The following is a 13,568-nucleotide window of genomic DNA, read 5'->3' as shown; positions in this document are numbered from 1 at the left end:
GCGGCTCGCAGTGGCGCCCCCCGGCCTACGAAGCGACCACGATCATCCGATGGTGGTCGATCGTCAGCGGCGACCCGTCCTCCCCGTGCCCCGACACCGCGCCGAAGCCCGCCGCCAGCAGCCAGTCCCGGATCTCCGGAAACCCGAACAACCGCTTCACGAACGTCAGCCGCCGCGCCGCACCGTCCCTGATCACGGTCCGCTCCACCTCGAACCGCCCGGTCAGCGCGTCCAGCTGATGCCGGTCCACGAGCATGTCCCCGTTTTCCATCGCCGCCGTGACCCGGGACGGCGTGTAGGACCGCAGGAACTTCGTCAGGTTGTCCAGGTCCATCGCGAGCCGCCCACCCGGCCGCAGCACCCGCACGATCTCCGCCAGCACCGCCCGGTTCGTCGCGTCGTCGAAATATCCGAACGCCGTCGACCAGTTCACCACCCGATCGAACCGCCCGCTCCACCCCGCCGGAAGCTCCCGCATGTCCCCCGCAACAAAACGCAGGTCCCCCGCAACGAAATGAGCCGAGGAGGACGACGCTCGGGCACGGGAAAGGAACACCTCCGACGAGTCGAGCCCGGTCACCCGGCACCCCCGAGCGGCCAGAGCACTCGCCAGAGCGCCGTGCCCGCACCCCAGATCGAGCACGCTCATCCCCGGCGCCAGATCCAGCAGCCGCCACACGAGATCGGCCGGATCGGGCCCTCCCCCGGGCACCGCGGGACCGTGCGTCGGCCCCGCAGCGGACGGCCCGGCGAAGAAGTGCAGATAGTCGTCGTCATACATGGCCGCCGCGTCGAAAAGATCCCCCGTCACGGTGCCGACGGTAGGCAACCCGGTGGGACGCGGCAACACGAAATAGGCTTTCCCGGACCGCAGGATCGACCGAGGAGACAACACCTTGACCGAGATCATCCCCGAGGAGCACCGCGACCTGCTGGAGCGCCCGCTCTTCGCCGACCTCGCGACCGTCCGGGAGGACGGCACCCCGCAGAACAACCCCATGTGGTACGCCTGGGACGGCGAGTTCATCAAGTTCACGCACACGAACTTCCGCCGCAAGTTCCGCAACATCCAGGCCAACCCGGCCGTCGCGATTTCGATCATCGACCCGGAGAACCCGTACCGCTACATCGAGGTGCGGGGCGTGGTCGAGCGCATCGAGCCCGACCCCACCGGCGCGTTCTACGTGGAGCTGGCCAAGCGCTACAACGCCCCGTTCGGCACCGACGCGCCGAAGGACTCCGCCGACCGCGTCGTCTTCTTCGTCCGCCCCACCGCCGTCGGCAAGCGCTGACCGATCCGGATCACGGTCTCCCGGCACCTCCCACAGGTGCCGGGAAAACCACCACCCCCAAAGTGCACAAGAACAAGACCGCCTTTTTCGTACGCCCAAAGCTAACCTCCGACGCGACAAGCAACCCGATGCGACGACCGATTCCCGCCAGACGCCGCCCGTCGCGGGAGGCGACGATCGAAGGCATGACCGCAGCCACGTACCGCATCGATCCGCTCCCCACCGCCCCGCTCGACAACGTGCGTGCCACCGGCCGCGACGTCTCCGGCTTCCCCGTCGAGCACGCCGCAGCCACCGGCGGCGAGCCATTGCGCTGCTGCCTCCGTGACGCCGCTCCCGGCGAGGCCCTGATCCTGTTCGGTTACGAGCCGCCCCTGCCCGCGAGCCCGTACCGCGAGATCGGTGCCGTCTTCGCCCACGCCACCCCCTGCACCGGCCCGGCCGGGTCACTCACCTACCCGCCCGACTGGTACGGCCGCCCGCAGGTCCTGCGCGCCTACGACCACCACGGCCGGATCCACCCCGCGACCAGGGTCACCGACGGCACCGACCCGGAGGCCGCCATCCGCGCGGTCCTCGCCGACCCGGACGTCGCGCGCATCCACAGCCGCAACGTCGCCTACGGCTGCTACATGTTCACCGTCATCCGCGCCGAATAAGCCGGCCTCAGACGGCGAACAAGCCGCGAACAAGCCAGCTTCAGGCGGCCAGCGGTGGCATCAGGGCGGGCAGCACGTCCTCCGGGTGCATCGGCCGGCACAGGTGATAGCCCTGGCCGAGGTCGCAGCCCAGGCGGCGCATGGCACGGCGCTGGTGTTCGGTCTCGATGCCCTCGATGACCGTACGCAGGCGCAGGGTGCGTGCCAGCTCGACCACAGCGCGGACAACCGCCAGATCCTCGACGCTGGGTTCGGCGCGGCTGATGAAGGCGCGGTCGATCTTCAGTTCGTCGACCGGGAGGCTGCGCAGGTAGGACAGCGACGAATAGCCGGTGCCGAAGTCGTCGATCGAGACCGCGACACCGAGGCGCCGCAGCTCGGTGAGGCAGGCGATCGCGGTGGCCGGGTCGTCCATCAGTACCGATTCGGTCAGTTCCAGGGTCACGGCGTCGGGCGGGAGGCCGCATTCGACGAGCATCAGCTCCACATCGGAGACGAACTGCGGGTCGGTGAGCTGGCGGCCGGAGACGTTCACGTTCAGGCCCAGATCAGGCATCGTACGGCGCCAGCGTGCCGCCTGCTCCCCGGCGGTGAACAGCACCCAGCGCCCCAGAGCGGTGATCAGTCCGGTCTCCTCGGCCATCGGGACGAAGTCGGCGGGAGACACGTACCCCTGACCGGGTTTCTGCCAGCGCACCAGTGCCTCGACGCCGGCTGCCGCGCCGGTGCCCAGACGGATCAGCGGCTGATATTGCAACCGGAACTGACCGAGCTCCAGGGCCCGCTGCAGGTCACCACTGAGGGTGAGGCGGGCCAGCGCCTCCGCGTGCATGTGCGGCTCGAAGACGACGACCTTGCCGGGGCCGTCCTTCTTGGCCCGGTACATCGCGACGTCGGCATTACCGAGCACCTCACCGGCGTCGCAGCCGGCGGCGATGCCGGATGAGAGACCGGCGGCGATGCCGATGCTGGCACCGATGAACACGTCGCGGCCAGCGATCCGGAACGGTCGTTTGATCGATTCGATGAGTTGCCGGGCCACCGGGACCGCACGGTCCGGAGTGGTCCCGCCGAGCAGCACGGCGAACTCGTCGCCACCGATGCGGGCGGCGGCGTCCTGGGGCCGCAGGCAGGCGCGGATCCGGGCGGCGACGTGGCCGAGGAGTTCGTCGCCGGCCCGGTGGCCGAGGCTGTCGTTGACGGCCTTGAACCGGTCCAGGTCGATGAAGAGCACGCTGCCGCCACCGGCGCTGCCGACCATCTCCAGGAAGAGCACCCGCGTGGGCAAGCCGGTGAGCGAGTCGTGCCGCGCCTCCCGCAGCGATTCCAGCAGGGCGAGCCGCTCGGCCGCCTTCTGTTCGCGCTCCTCGGTCAGCCGGCGCTCGGCGGTGAGCAGGGTGATGTTCTGCAGGGCCAGGCCGAGGCACTGCGCCATGGCCTGGAGCAGCTGCCGCTCCTGCGCGTCGAGCGGGTCGCCGGCCCGGCCGAGCACCATGGCGGCGTTCGCCACGTTGCTGATCCGGGCGGAGGCGGCGTGCACCTCACCGAGGCCCGGCACATTCAGGGTCGGGCCGTCGGTCAGGGTCTCGCCCGGTTCGAAACCCCAGGCGGCTTCGACCCGGCCGTCGCGCAGGACCGCGCCGACCTCCGCCTCGAGGACCTCGGTGGCCCGCTCGACCGCCACGGCGATCGCGGACCGCTCGTCCCGTGAGGAGCAGACGGCGGCGAAGAACTCGGTGAGCTGATGCGTGGACCAGTGGTTCACGGATCTCCCCCAGCCTCAGGCGAGTGCCAGCGTGACCATGGTGAAGTGGTGCATGCCGAGCGCGCCCCGAACCCGGGCGACCTCGCCGGTGCTGTAGAAGCCGCCGTACGGCACACCGCCGAGCGCCTTGCCGATCGCGACGTTCTCCTCGTCGACTCCCCGCTCGCCGAGGGTGATCCGCCGGGCCGCGCAGTCGAAGACCACCACGCCCAGCGCCGGCTGCCCGCCGAGCGCCTCCAGTGCCTGCTCACACGCTTCACCAGCGCCCGCGACGAGCGAGTCGTGGTCGCTGATCATCATCCAGGCGAGCGCTCCCTGCGGTACGTCGGCGAGGCAGCCGAGGGACCGGTCGGTCCGGTCCGCCGAGTGGATCACCCGGATGTCCTCGCCGCTGCGCCGGGACAGTCCCAGCGGGTGCAGGAACGCCGCCTCCCGGAAGCCCTCCTCGTCGTCGAGCACCGACTCGTCGACACCTAGACGCTCGAGGAACACGTCGAGTGCCGGCCGGCCGTCCAGCTCGTGGACCCGGCCCTCCTTGCTGCTCGTGACGATCATCGCCTCGCCGTCCTTGCGCCACCCGTGCGCGATGCCGACACCGAACGGCGCGTCCGACCCCAGCGCGATCCCGATCACGGCATCGGAGAGGATCTCAACCCCGTCCCGGCCGCCGTGGAACTGGTAGGTCCGGATGTAGGTCAGGTGGTCGCCCGCGCACCCGCCGACCAGCGGTACGGCGGCGCCGGCCACCGAGTAGGCGCCGCGGACGATCTCGTGCTGCGTTCCGGTCAGGCCGTCGCAGAGCAGGAGCAGCGTACGGTGGCTGTTGGTGATGCCCGCCAGGCTCGACGCGGCCTGCGCACCGGCCTCCCGCAGGTTGCCCGAGACGTTGCGGGTGACATGCGTGCGCACCGAGAGGCCCGGCCCGCCCCACGCGGTGACCGCGACACCGTCCCGGCTCTCCTCCCCGGTCGCCAGCTGCCCCGACGTGGTGCAGCCGACGATCACGGTGTCCGCACCGGCCCGCTCCCGGATCCCGTCGAACAGCTCCGGCTGGTGGTAACCGACGGAGCAGAACACGAACACGACGCCGGGGTTCCGTCCGGCGATCGCGGCCTCGGCGGCTGCGGCGCCGGCCGCCGCGGGGTCGGTCAGGGTGCTGTGCCCGGTGCCGAACCAGCGGCCGTCCGGGGCGGTGCGGAGGTCGAGACTCATGCCGGGAGACATCGGCACCCGGGTGCCGAACCTGAGCGAGCCCGCCGACCGCGCCGGTGGCGGACATCGACAGTCTTGACGGCTCGCCTGTGAGCGTTAACACTCTGGCAACGCACCCGATACGCGCCGACGCGCTCGCAGGGAGATTTCATGCTCATCAGGCGCTCAGCCCTGTCTTTGTTAACGCTCTTAGCAGTGGTGATCTCCCCGGCTCCCGCGTCGGCTGCCGACATCGACGACGGTCTGGTGCTGCGGTACCGGCTGGACGAAACCGCCGGCGCGGTGGCCGCGGACTCCTCCGGTAACGGCCGTGACGGCGCCGTCCAGGGCACACCGGGCTGGTCCGGCGCGCAGGGTCTGGCCTTCAACGGCACCAGCACCTACGTCAAGGTGCCGGACAACGTGCTGAGCGGCCTCGACGAGATCACCGTCGCCTTCGACGTGAAGATCGATCCCGCGCAGGCCACCCCGTACTTCCTCTACGGCTTCGGCAACACCGACGCGAGCACCGGTTACGGCAACGGGTACCTGTTCGCCACCGGCAACGGCCTGCGCAACTCGGTGTCGCTGAGCAACTGGACCGGTGAGCAGAACACCCGCCCCGCCGACGGCCACAACCTCGGCCGGGGCATGTGGAAGCACATCGCCTACACCCAGACCGGCACCACCGGCACGCTCTACGAGGACGGCGTAGCGGTCGCCACCAGCACCGCGATCAGCATCCCGCCCGGCGCCATCGGCGGCGGCACCACCACCGCGAACTACTTCGGCCGCTCGCTCTACAACGGCGACCGTTACTTCCAGGGCCGGATGCGCGACCTGCGCGTCTACGACCGGGCGCTGAGCACCGGTGAGGCCGCCGAGCTGGCCGCTCCCTCGAACACCGAAGCGGTCGCCGCCGACAGCGTCGCGCTCGGCCTGGGTGACACCAGCGCCGTGGCCGCCGATCTCACGCTGCCGGCTACCGCGCCGAACGGGAGTGCCGTCACGTGGGCGACGAGCGACGCCGCGGTGATCACCACGAACGGGAGGATCACCAGGCCGGCCGCGGGGCAGCCGGACGCGCACGCCACGCTCACCGCGACGCTGCGGCGCGGTGCGGCCACCGGGACCAAGACCTTCGACGTGACCGTCAAGGCCGCGCTCGGCGACGAGGCCGGCGCGGCTGCGGCGGCTGCGGCTCTGGTCGTGCACAACCTCGATGACGTACGCGGAAACCTCACCCTCCCCCCGGCAGCGACCTGGTCCTCCGGCGACCCGGACGTCATCTCCGCCACCGGTGAGGTGCACCGGCCCGCGACCGGCACGGCGACGGTGACCCTGACCGCGACCGTGACCTACGGCAGCGCGACGGCCACCCGTGAGTTCACCGCCACCGTGCCCGCGCTCCCGGCGAAGGAGCCGTACCGGGGCTACCTGTTCAGCTACTTCACGGGCGAGGGTTACAGCAACGGTGAGCAGATCTACCACGCGCTCAGCAACGGCAACGATCCGCTGAGCTGGCGCGAGATCAACGGCGGGCAGCCGGTGCTGACGTCCACGCTGGGCACGACGGGCCTGCGGGACCCGTTCATCATCCGCTCGCCGGAGGGTGACAAGTTCTACCAGATCGCCACCGACCTCAAGATCTACGGCAACGGTGACTGGGACGCCTCGCAGCGCTCCGGCAGCAAGTCGATCATGGTTTGGGAGTCGACGGACCTGGTCAACTGGACCGACCAGCGGCTGGTCAAGGTCTCTCCCGACACCGCCGGCAACACCTGGGCCCCGGAAGCCTTCTACTCCAGGGAGCTGGGCGCGTACGTGGTCTTCTGGGCCTCGAAGCTCTACCCCGAGAACGATCCGAACCACACCGGCAACACCTACAACCGGATGATGTACGCGACGACCCGCGACTTCCACACGTTCAGCGAGCCCCGGGTGTGGAAGGACCCCGGCTACTCGGTGATCGACTCTACGATCGTCGAGCACGAGGGTGTCTACCACCGGATCACCAAGGACGAGCGGAACAACTCGTCGACGTCGCCGTGCAGCAAGTTCCTGATCCAGGAGAAGGCCACCGACCTGCTCGACACGGACTGGGACTTCGTCGCCGAGTGCATCGGCTCCGGCGCGCTCGCCCGCGGCGAGGGCCCGCTGGTGTTCAAATCCAACGTCGAGGACAAGTGGTACCTGTTCATCGACGAGTACGGCGGCCGCGGCTACGTCCCGTTCTCCACCACCGACCTGGACTCCGGCGTCTGGACCCCGGAGACGGCCTACTCGCTGCCGTCGCGGCCCCGCCACGGCACCGTCCTGCCGGTCACCGCCGCCGAACACGAGCGCATCTCGGCGAGGTACGAGGAACCCGCACCGGCCCCCGGCCTGCGCCTGCGCTACCAGTTCGACGAGACGTCCGGCACGGTCGCGAAGGACTCCTCGGGCAACGGCTTCGACGGCGCCTACACCGGCACCCCGGCGTGGGGCACCGGCGTCGAGGGCGGCTCGTTCGCGATGGCGGGCGGCGCGAGCTCGCCCTACGTCACGATCCCGAACGGCGTGCTCAAGGGCGCGACGGGCGCGACGGTGTCGCTCTGGACGAAGTGGACCGCGTCGACCACCGTCAACCAGTGGATCTACAGCCTGGGGCCGGACAGCACCAGATACCTGTTCACCAGCCCGCGCAACGGCGGCGGCGTGCTCTACTCCGCGATCACCACGGGAAGCTGGTCGGCCGAGTCGAAGCTGGCCGACGACGTGGCGCTGCCCGGCGGGACCTGGCAGCACATCGCGGTGACCGTCGACGGGGGGTCGGCCGCCATGTATCTCAACGGTGTCCGGGTGGCGTCCGCGACCGGGGTGACCGTCAAACCGTCCGACCTCTATGACGCGTCGAAGTCGTACAGCGGTTACGTGGGGCGGTCGCTCTACGCGGGGGATCCGCTCTTCGCCGGTGAGGTGGACGACTTCCGGGTCTACAACACCGCGCTGCCCGCCCCGGAGATCCTGGAACTGGCGGGCCGGAGCACCTCGGTCGCCGGGGTGACCCTGCCGCAGCTGAAGGCCGACGCGATCATCGACGACACCGCCGCAACGATCAAGCTGCCGGTCAAGCCCGGCACGCCGGTCACCTCGCTGGCGCCGGAGTTCACGCTGGCCAAGGGCGCGACGATCAGCCCGGCATCGGGGACCTTGCGAGACTTCAGCAAGCCTTTGACGTACGAGATAACCGGTGCCGACGGCAGCAGGCGCACCTGGACCGTCGCCGCCCTGGTGATGCGCAGCCCGGTCCTGCCCGGCCTGTACGCGGACCCGAACATCGCGGTGTTCGGCGACACGTTCTGGCTCTACGCCACCACCGACGGGTTCGCCGGCTGGTCCGGCACCCAGTTCCACGCCTTCTCCTCGAAGGACCTGGTCAACTGGACCGACCACGGCGTGATCCTGGACCTCGGGCCGGACGTGTCCTGGGCCGACAACAGCGCCTGGGCACCGGCGATCGCCGCGCGCGACGGCAAGTACTACTTCTACTTCAGCGGCGGGATGGCGACCGGCAACACGGCCAAGCACCTGGGTGTCGCGGTCGCCGACTCACCCGCCGGGCCGTTCACCGACGCGCTCGGCAAGCCCCTCGTCCCGGGCGGCACCTACGGCGGCCAGATGATCGACCCGGCGGTGTTCACCGACGACGACGGGAAGTCCTATCTGTACTGGGGTAACGGCAGCTCGTACCAGGTGCCGCTGAACGACGACATGACCTCGTTCGACGCCTCGCTGGTGAAGACGTTCAAGCCGGCGAACTACAACGAGGGCAGCTTCGTGGTGAAGCGGGGCGGCACCTACTACTTCATGTGGTCCGAGAACGACACCCGCAGTGCCGACTACCGGGTGGCGTACGCGACCGGCAGCTCGCCGCTCGGACCGTGGAGCGACCGCGCCGGCGTCATCCTGCAGAAGGACCCGTCGCTGGGCATCCTCGGCACCGGTCACCACTCGGTGGTCCGGGTGCCGAACAGCGACGAGTGGTACATCGCCTACCACCGGTTCGCCATCCCCGGCGGTGACGGGACGCACCGGGAGACCACGATCGACCGGCTGTCGTTCGCGGCGGACGGCGCGATCCAGCCGGTGGTGCCGACCCTGGAGAGCGTCGCCCCGGTGACGATCGTCAACAGCGCGCCGGTGCTCACCGCGCCGGGCGGCCGGCCGGCGCCGCAGGGGCCGGTCGCCGTACGCACCCCGGTCGTCCTGAGCGTCCCGGTCAGCGACGACGGCGGCAACGACGGGCTGACCTGCTCCGCGAGGTGGGGAGACGGCACGACGTCGGCCGGTACGGTCGCCGCGGGTGAGTGCACGGTGCGGCACGAGTATCTCGCGGCGGGTGCGTTCCGGCCGGTGGTCACCGCCCAGGATGGCCTCGGTGCCACGAGCGAGGCGGTCACGCTCCCGTTCGTGGTGACCTACACGCCGGGGGCGGGTCAGGTGGCCGCGGGCGGCTGGGCGGTGACGAAGAAGCACGGGGACGTGGACTTCGCGTTCACGGCCAGGGGCGGGGCGTTCGGCGGCAGCACGTGGGTCCGCCTTCCCGCCGGGGTCTTCGAGTCGGTCAGCCAGGGACCCGCGGTCGTCCTCGGCTCGGGGGCGGCGTACGCGGGCACCGGGACGATCAACGGGACCGGGAAGTACGCGTTCGCGGTGACGGCCACCGACAGGCGGCAGGGTGACAAGCTCACCATCACGATCTGGGACGCCCGTACCGGCAGGGTCGTCCTCAACCTCGCCGACCCGGGCCAGGTCGGCATCGCGGGCGGTGGCGTCGTCGTCGCGGCGCGGCTCAAGTCCGGCATCCGGTGATCCCACGGCGTCACGGCTGCGCCCGTACCCCCCGCGGCCGTGACGCCCGCCGGAGCCCGGCGTCAATGCCGGAAGCTGCCCACGATCTCGGTCAGGTCGGTGGCCAGCCGGGTGAGTTCGTCGGCGGCCTGCCGGGTCGTCCTGGCGCCCTCGGCCGTCGAGGCCGCCACGTCGGCCACGCTCGAGACCGTGCGGGCCACCTCACCGCTGTTGCCCGCCGCCTCGGCCACCGACCGGCTCATCTCGGAGGTGGTCGCCGTCTGCTCCTCCACCGCGGAGGCGATCGTCGTGGTGTAGTCGCCGATGTTGCCGATCACGCCGGTGATCTCCGCGATCGCCGAGGCCGCGGCGGCGCTCGAACTCTGGATGGCGCCGATCCGGGCGGTGATCTCCTCGGTCGCCTTGGCGGTCTGCTGCGCCAGCTCCTTCACCTCGCCGGCCACCACCGCGAAGCCCTTGCCCAGCTCACCGGCGCGCGCCGCCTCGATCGTCGCGTTCAGGGCGAGCAGGTTCGTCTGCTCCGCGATCGTGGTGATCAGCTTGACCACGGCGCCGATCTCGGCGCTGGCCGAGCCGAGCTCGGCGACCTGGGCGTTGGTGCGGTTGGCGACCGACATGGCCTGCTGTGCCACCTGGGCGGCCTGACCGGCGTTCGAGGCGATCTCGGTGATCGAGGCGCTCATCTCGTCGGCACCGGCGGCGATCGCCTGGACGCCGGCGTTGACAACCTCGGAGGCCTGGGTCGCCGAGGTGGCCTTCTCGGCGACCTCGGTGGCGCCCGACTGGAGCTGGTTGCTGACCGCGGACAGCTCCTCGGCGGCGGTGGCCAGGCTGACCGCGGTCTGCGACATGCGCCCGCCGATCATCACGCGCAGGCCGCTCGTGGTGGAGTTGAGCGCGATGCCGAGCTGGCCGAGTTCGTCACGGCCGCGGACCTCGGCGGTAGCGGTCAGGTCACCCTGCTCGACCCGCCGCAGGGCGCCGACCACTCCGGACAGCGCGGTGCCGATCGACCGGGCGACATAGACACCTGCGGTGAGGGCGATCGCCACCCCCACGACCAGCACAATGATCAGCAGGGTACGGGCCTCCTGGTAGGTGGCCTCGGCTTCCGCGGCGCTCGCCTCGGCCTGCGCGGTCTCCATGTCGTCCAGCGTGCCCAGCGCGTCGCTGACAGCGAAGAAGGCGGGATCGAGCTTGTCGCCTGCCATCACCGCGGCCTGTTCGGACCGTCCGGCACGGCTCGTCGGCAGCACCTGCTCGTCGGCGACCGCGTACATCGCCCCCAGCGTGGTCTCGAACTCGTCCCGGGCCGCCTGCTCCTCGGCTGTCGCCTCTCCCGCGGCGTACTCGTCCCACAGCTTGTCGATGTCAGCACGGAACTTCACGAGCGCCTGATCCAGCTCGGCCATCTCCGCGTCGCTGGGGCTCATGACGTGCCGCAGGATCACGGCCCGGACCTCGTTGACGTTGCCGTCAAGCTCGCCCAGCATCGCGACCGGGAGCAGGTTGCGCTCGTAGATGCCGCCGCCGACGTCGTCCATGTCCTTGAGCTGGAGGATCCCGACGACGCCCGCGACCACGGCCGCGACCACGGCGAGCAGCACGGCGGACAGCACCTTGCCGAGGACGGGCAGGTCAGCCCAGGGGTGGCGGCGCGCCTGTACGGCCGATTCCTGCACTGCTGCACCGGTCATGAACCCAGCTCACACCTTCGGAACGCACTTTGCGGCAATTTTACCAACTTTTCCTGCCGAAACCGGGCAGCATCTGCCCGGTCAGCGTCCGGCCCGCCGTCAGCTGGGCCTCGGCCCGCCGCCGCCGCTCGGCCACCACCGCGACCAACAGGAACCACGGCTGCGTGCCGGGCGGCGGCGCCGGGCTCACCCGGACGGTCACCTCGGCGGCGAGCTGGGCACCGAGAGCGGCCCGGTGGGGTTCACGGATGCGGTACTCCCGGGACAGGAACTGGCGCACCGCCAGGGCAAGATCGTCACCGACCGCGGACAGGTCCGCCACCGACGCCCAGTCGGCCAGGTGCAGCGGCATCGGCGGGACCGGCTGCCACGGCGCGGGCCGGCGCTCGTGCACGACGAGGGTGCCGGCCGCCAGGTCACCGAGCCGGCGTCCCCGGCTCGAGGAGAGCATCGTGCCCAGGCTGACCACCCAGGTGATCAGCGGCAGCAGCAGTCCCGGCCACTCGACCGCCAGGCCCACCAGCGCCCTGGTGAACGCGTGCCGGAGACCGATCGGGCCGCCGTCCTCCCGGATCACCCGCAGACCGACCGCCGCCTTGCCCACGCTGCGGCCGTTGGTGACGGTCTCCACCAGCGTCGGGTAGAGCAGGAGCACCACGACCAGCACCACGCGCCACGTCGTGCTGAAGAGCGCCTCGTCCACCAGACTCCCGGGCAGGAAGTCCAGCGCGATCCGGGTGAGCACCAGCAGCAGAAGCACGAGGGCCAGCTGGATCAGGATGTCGATCATCAGCGCGAGCGCGCGGGAACCGAGCCGGGCCGGGCGCAGCTCGATCTCCACCGCCTCCGCGTTGATCAGACGCGGGGTCTCCGGCACACTCACCCGGCCAGTCAACACGATGCGCACCGGCCAGGCATCGGCGGATAGGCTCGCGCCGTGGATCTCGACGCGTACGTGCTGGAGCGCGCCGGTGAGTGGGACCGGATGGAGGAGCTCGCCCGGCGCCGGCGGCTCACCGCCGGTGAGGCCGACGAGCTGGTCATCCTCTACCAGCGGGCCACCACCCACCTCTCGGTGATCCGCAGCCGCCTCCCCGACCCGGTCGTCATCGCCGACCTGTCCCGCCAGCTGATGGCCGGCCGCGCCGCCATCACCCGCGGCCGCCGCTTCGACTGGCGCACCGTCGGCCACTTCCTCACCGACGGCTTCCCCCTCGCCCTGTACGAGGCCCGCCGCTGGTGGATCAGCCTCGCCCTGCTGCTGCTCGCCCTCACCACCGCCCTGATCCTGTACATCGCCGACGACCCGGCCATCGCGGAACTGTTCCTCTCCCAGTCCCAGATCGACCGGCTCGTGGCGTCGGACTTCGTCGGCTACTACAGCGAGTACCAGGCACAGAACTTCGCCGCCCAGGTCTGGACCAACAACGCCCTGCTCACCGCCCAGTGCATCGCCGCGGGCGTCCTGATCGTCCCGGTCGTCTACCTCCTCGGCTCGAACATGTTCAACGTCGGCCTGACCGGCGGCGTGATGGTCGACGCGGGCGCCGGGTCGACGTTCCTCTCCTACCTGGCGCCGCACGGCCTGCTGGAGCTCACCTGCGTCTTCATCGGCGCCGGCGTGGGCCTGCGCATCGGCTGGGCGTGGATCGCCCCTGGTCCTTTCCGGACACGCCGGCAGGCGCTGGCCTCCCGCGCCCGCACCGGAATGGTGGTCGCGGTAGGCCTGGTCCCCACCTTGCTGGTAGCGGGCTTGCTGGAGGCCTACGTAACCCCCGCACCGGTCCCGACCGCCGTCAAGATCGCCGTAGGCGCGACAGTCTGGCTCCTCTTCCTCGCCTACGCCCTGATCCAGGGCCGAGCCGCCCACACCCGCCGCACCCTCGACTCCACCTACGACCTCCCCACAGCCTGACCCTCCCCCAGCTGGCCCTCAGCGGGGTGTTTCCGGCCGCAACACCCCACTCAGCCCCAGCCGACCCACCCAGCTGGCCGCCAGCAGGGTGTTTCCGGCCGCAAGGCACCACTCAGCCCCAGCCGCCCCAACCGGCTGGCCGCCAGCGGGGTGTTTCTGGCCGCGACAGCCCCCTGACGGCCAGCCGACCCACCC

9 protein-coding genes are annotated in these 13,568 nt (G+C 70.7%); 4 read left to right on the top strand and 5 right to left on the bottom strand.

Annotation, left to right across the window (positions count from 1 at the left end):
• Positions 1–25: 25 nt before the first annotated feature.
• Positions 26–811, bottom strand: a complete 786-nt coding sequence (locus tag ACFQV6_RS41335) for an SAM-dependent methyltransferase (RefSeq protein ID WP_378033192.1) — start codon at positions 809–811, stop codon at positions 26–28.
• An 85-nt stretch (positions 812–896) separates the two neighbouring features.
• On the opposite strand from ACFQV6_RS41335, the gene ACFQV6_RS41330 reads away from it, so the two are divergent.
• On the top strand, positions 897–1,292 hold the full coding sequence (locus tag ACFQV6_RS41330) for a PPOX class F420-dependent oxidoreductase (RefSeq protein WP_378033191.1): 396 nt from the start codon (positions 897–899) through the stop codon (positions 1,290–1,292).
• A 185-nt stretch (positions 1,293–1,477) separates the two neighbouring features.
• The gene (locus ACFQV6_RS41325; protein WP_378033190.1) at positions 1,478–1,951 is read left to right on the top strand and encodes a DUF1203 domain-containing protein; all 474 of its coding nucleotides are present in this window, start codon (positions 1,478–1,480) and stop codon (positions 1,949–1,951) included.
• 40 nt (positions 1,952–1,991) lie between these two features.
• Here ACFQV6_RS41325 and ACFQV6_RS41320 read toward each other — a convergent pair whose 3' ends face one another.
• Together ACFQV6_RS41320 and ACFQV6_RS41315 are read right to left on the bottom strand one after the other, a co-directional pair.
• Positions 1,992–3,716 carry a putative bifunctional diguanylate cyclase/phosphodiesterase gene (locus tag ACFQV6_RS41320; RefSeq protein ID WP_378033189.1) on the bottom strand — a complete coding sequence of 575 codons (1,725 nt, stop codon included), beginning with the start codon at positions 3,714–3,716 and terminating at the stop codon, positions 1,992–1,994.
• Positions 3,717–3,731: 15 nt separating this feature from the next.
• Positions 3,732–4,928: an FIST signal transduction protein gene (locus tag ACFQV6_RS41315; RefSeq protein WP_378033188.1), complete on the bottom strand. Its 1,197-nt coding sequence runs from the start codon at positions 4,926–4,928 to the stop codon at positions 3,732–3,734.
• 195 nt (positions 4,929–5,123) lie between these two features.
• On the opposite strand from ACFQV6_RS41315, the gene ACFQV6_RS41310 reads away from it, so the two are divergent.
• Entirely contained in the window at positions 5,124–9,761 is a 4,638-nt protein-coding gene (locus ACFQV6_RS41310; protein WP_378033187.1) for a family 43 glycosylhydrolase, read from the top strand.
• A gap of 62 nt (positions 9,762–9,823) precedes the next feature.
• Here the strand turns inward: ACFQV6_RS41310 and ACFQV6_RS41305 are convergent, their stop codons facing one another.
• Both ACFQV6_RS41305 and ACFQV6_RS41300 read right to left on the bottom strand, forming a co-directional pair.
• Positions 9,824–11,458: a methyl-accepting chemotaxis protein gene (locus ACFQV6_RS41305; protein ID WP_378033186.1), complete on the bottom strand. Its 1,635-nt coding sequence runs from the start codon at positions 11,456–11,458 to the stop codon at positions 9,824–9,826.
• Between the two features lie 40 nt (positions 11,459–11,498).
• Positions 11,499–12,341: an RDD family protein gene (locus ACFQV6_RS41300; protein WP_378033185.1), complete on the bottom strand. Its 843-nt coding sequence runs from the start codon at positions 12,339–12,341 to the stop codon at positions 11,499–11,501.
• Between the two features lie 54 nt (positions 12,342–12,395).
• On the opposite strand from ACFQV6_RS41300, the gene ACFQV6_RS41295 reads away from it, so the two are divergent.
• The gene (locus ACFQV6_RS41295; protein WP_378033184.1) at positions 12,396–13,373 is read left to right on the top strand and encodes a stage II sporulation protein M; all 978 of its coding nucleotides are present in this window, start codon (positions 12,396–12,398) and stop codon (positions 13,371–13,373) included.
• Positions 13,374–13,568 lie beyond the last annotated feature (195 nt).

The sequence above is a fragment of the Actinoplanes sp. GCM10030250 genome (assembly GCF_042666575.1).
Lineage (GTDB): Bacteria > Actinomycetota > Actinomycetes > Mycobacteriales > Micromonosporaceae > Actinoplanes.
This window is presented reverse-complemented; position numbering and strand designations above follow the sequence as displayed.

Coding starts and splice junctions, on each gene's coding strand:
- ACFQV6_RS41305 (WP_378033186.1), bottom strand. CDS start 11,458: ATGACCGGTGCAGCAGTGCAGGAATCGGCCGTACAGGCGCGCCGCCAC.
- ACFQV6_RS41315 (WP_378033188.1), bottom strand. CDS start 4,928: ATGAGTCTCGACCTCCGCACCGCCCCGGACGGCCGCTGGTTCGGCACC.
- ACFQV6_RS41325 (WP_378033190.1), top strand. CDS start 1,478: ATGACCGCAGCCACGTACCGCATCGATCCGCTCCCCACCGCCCCGCTC.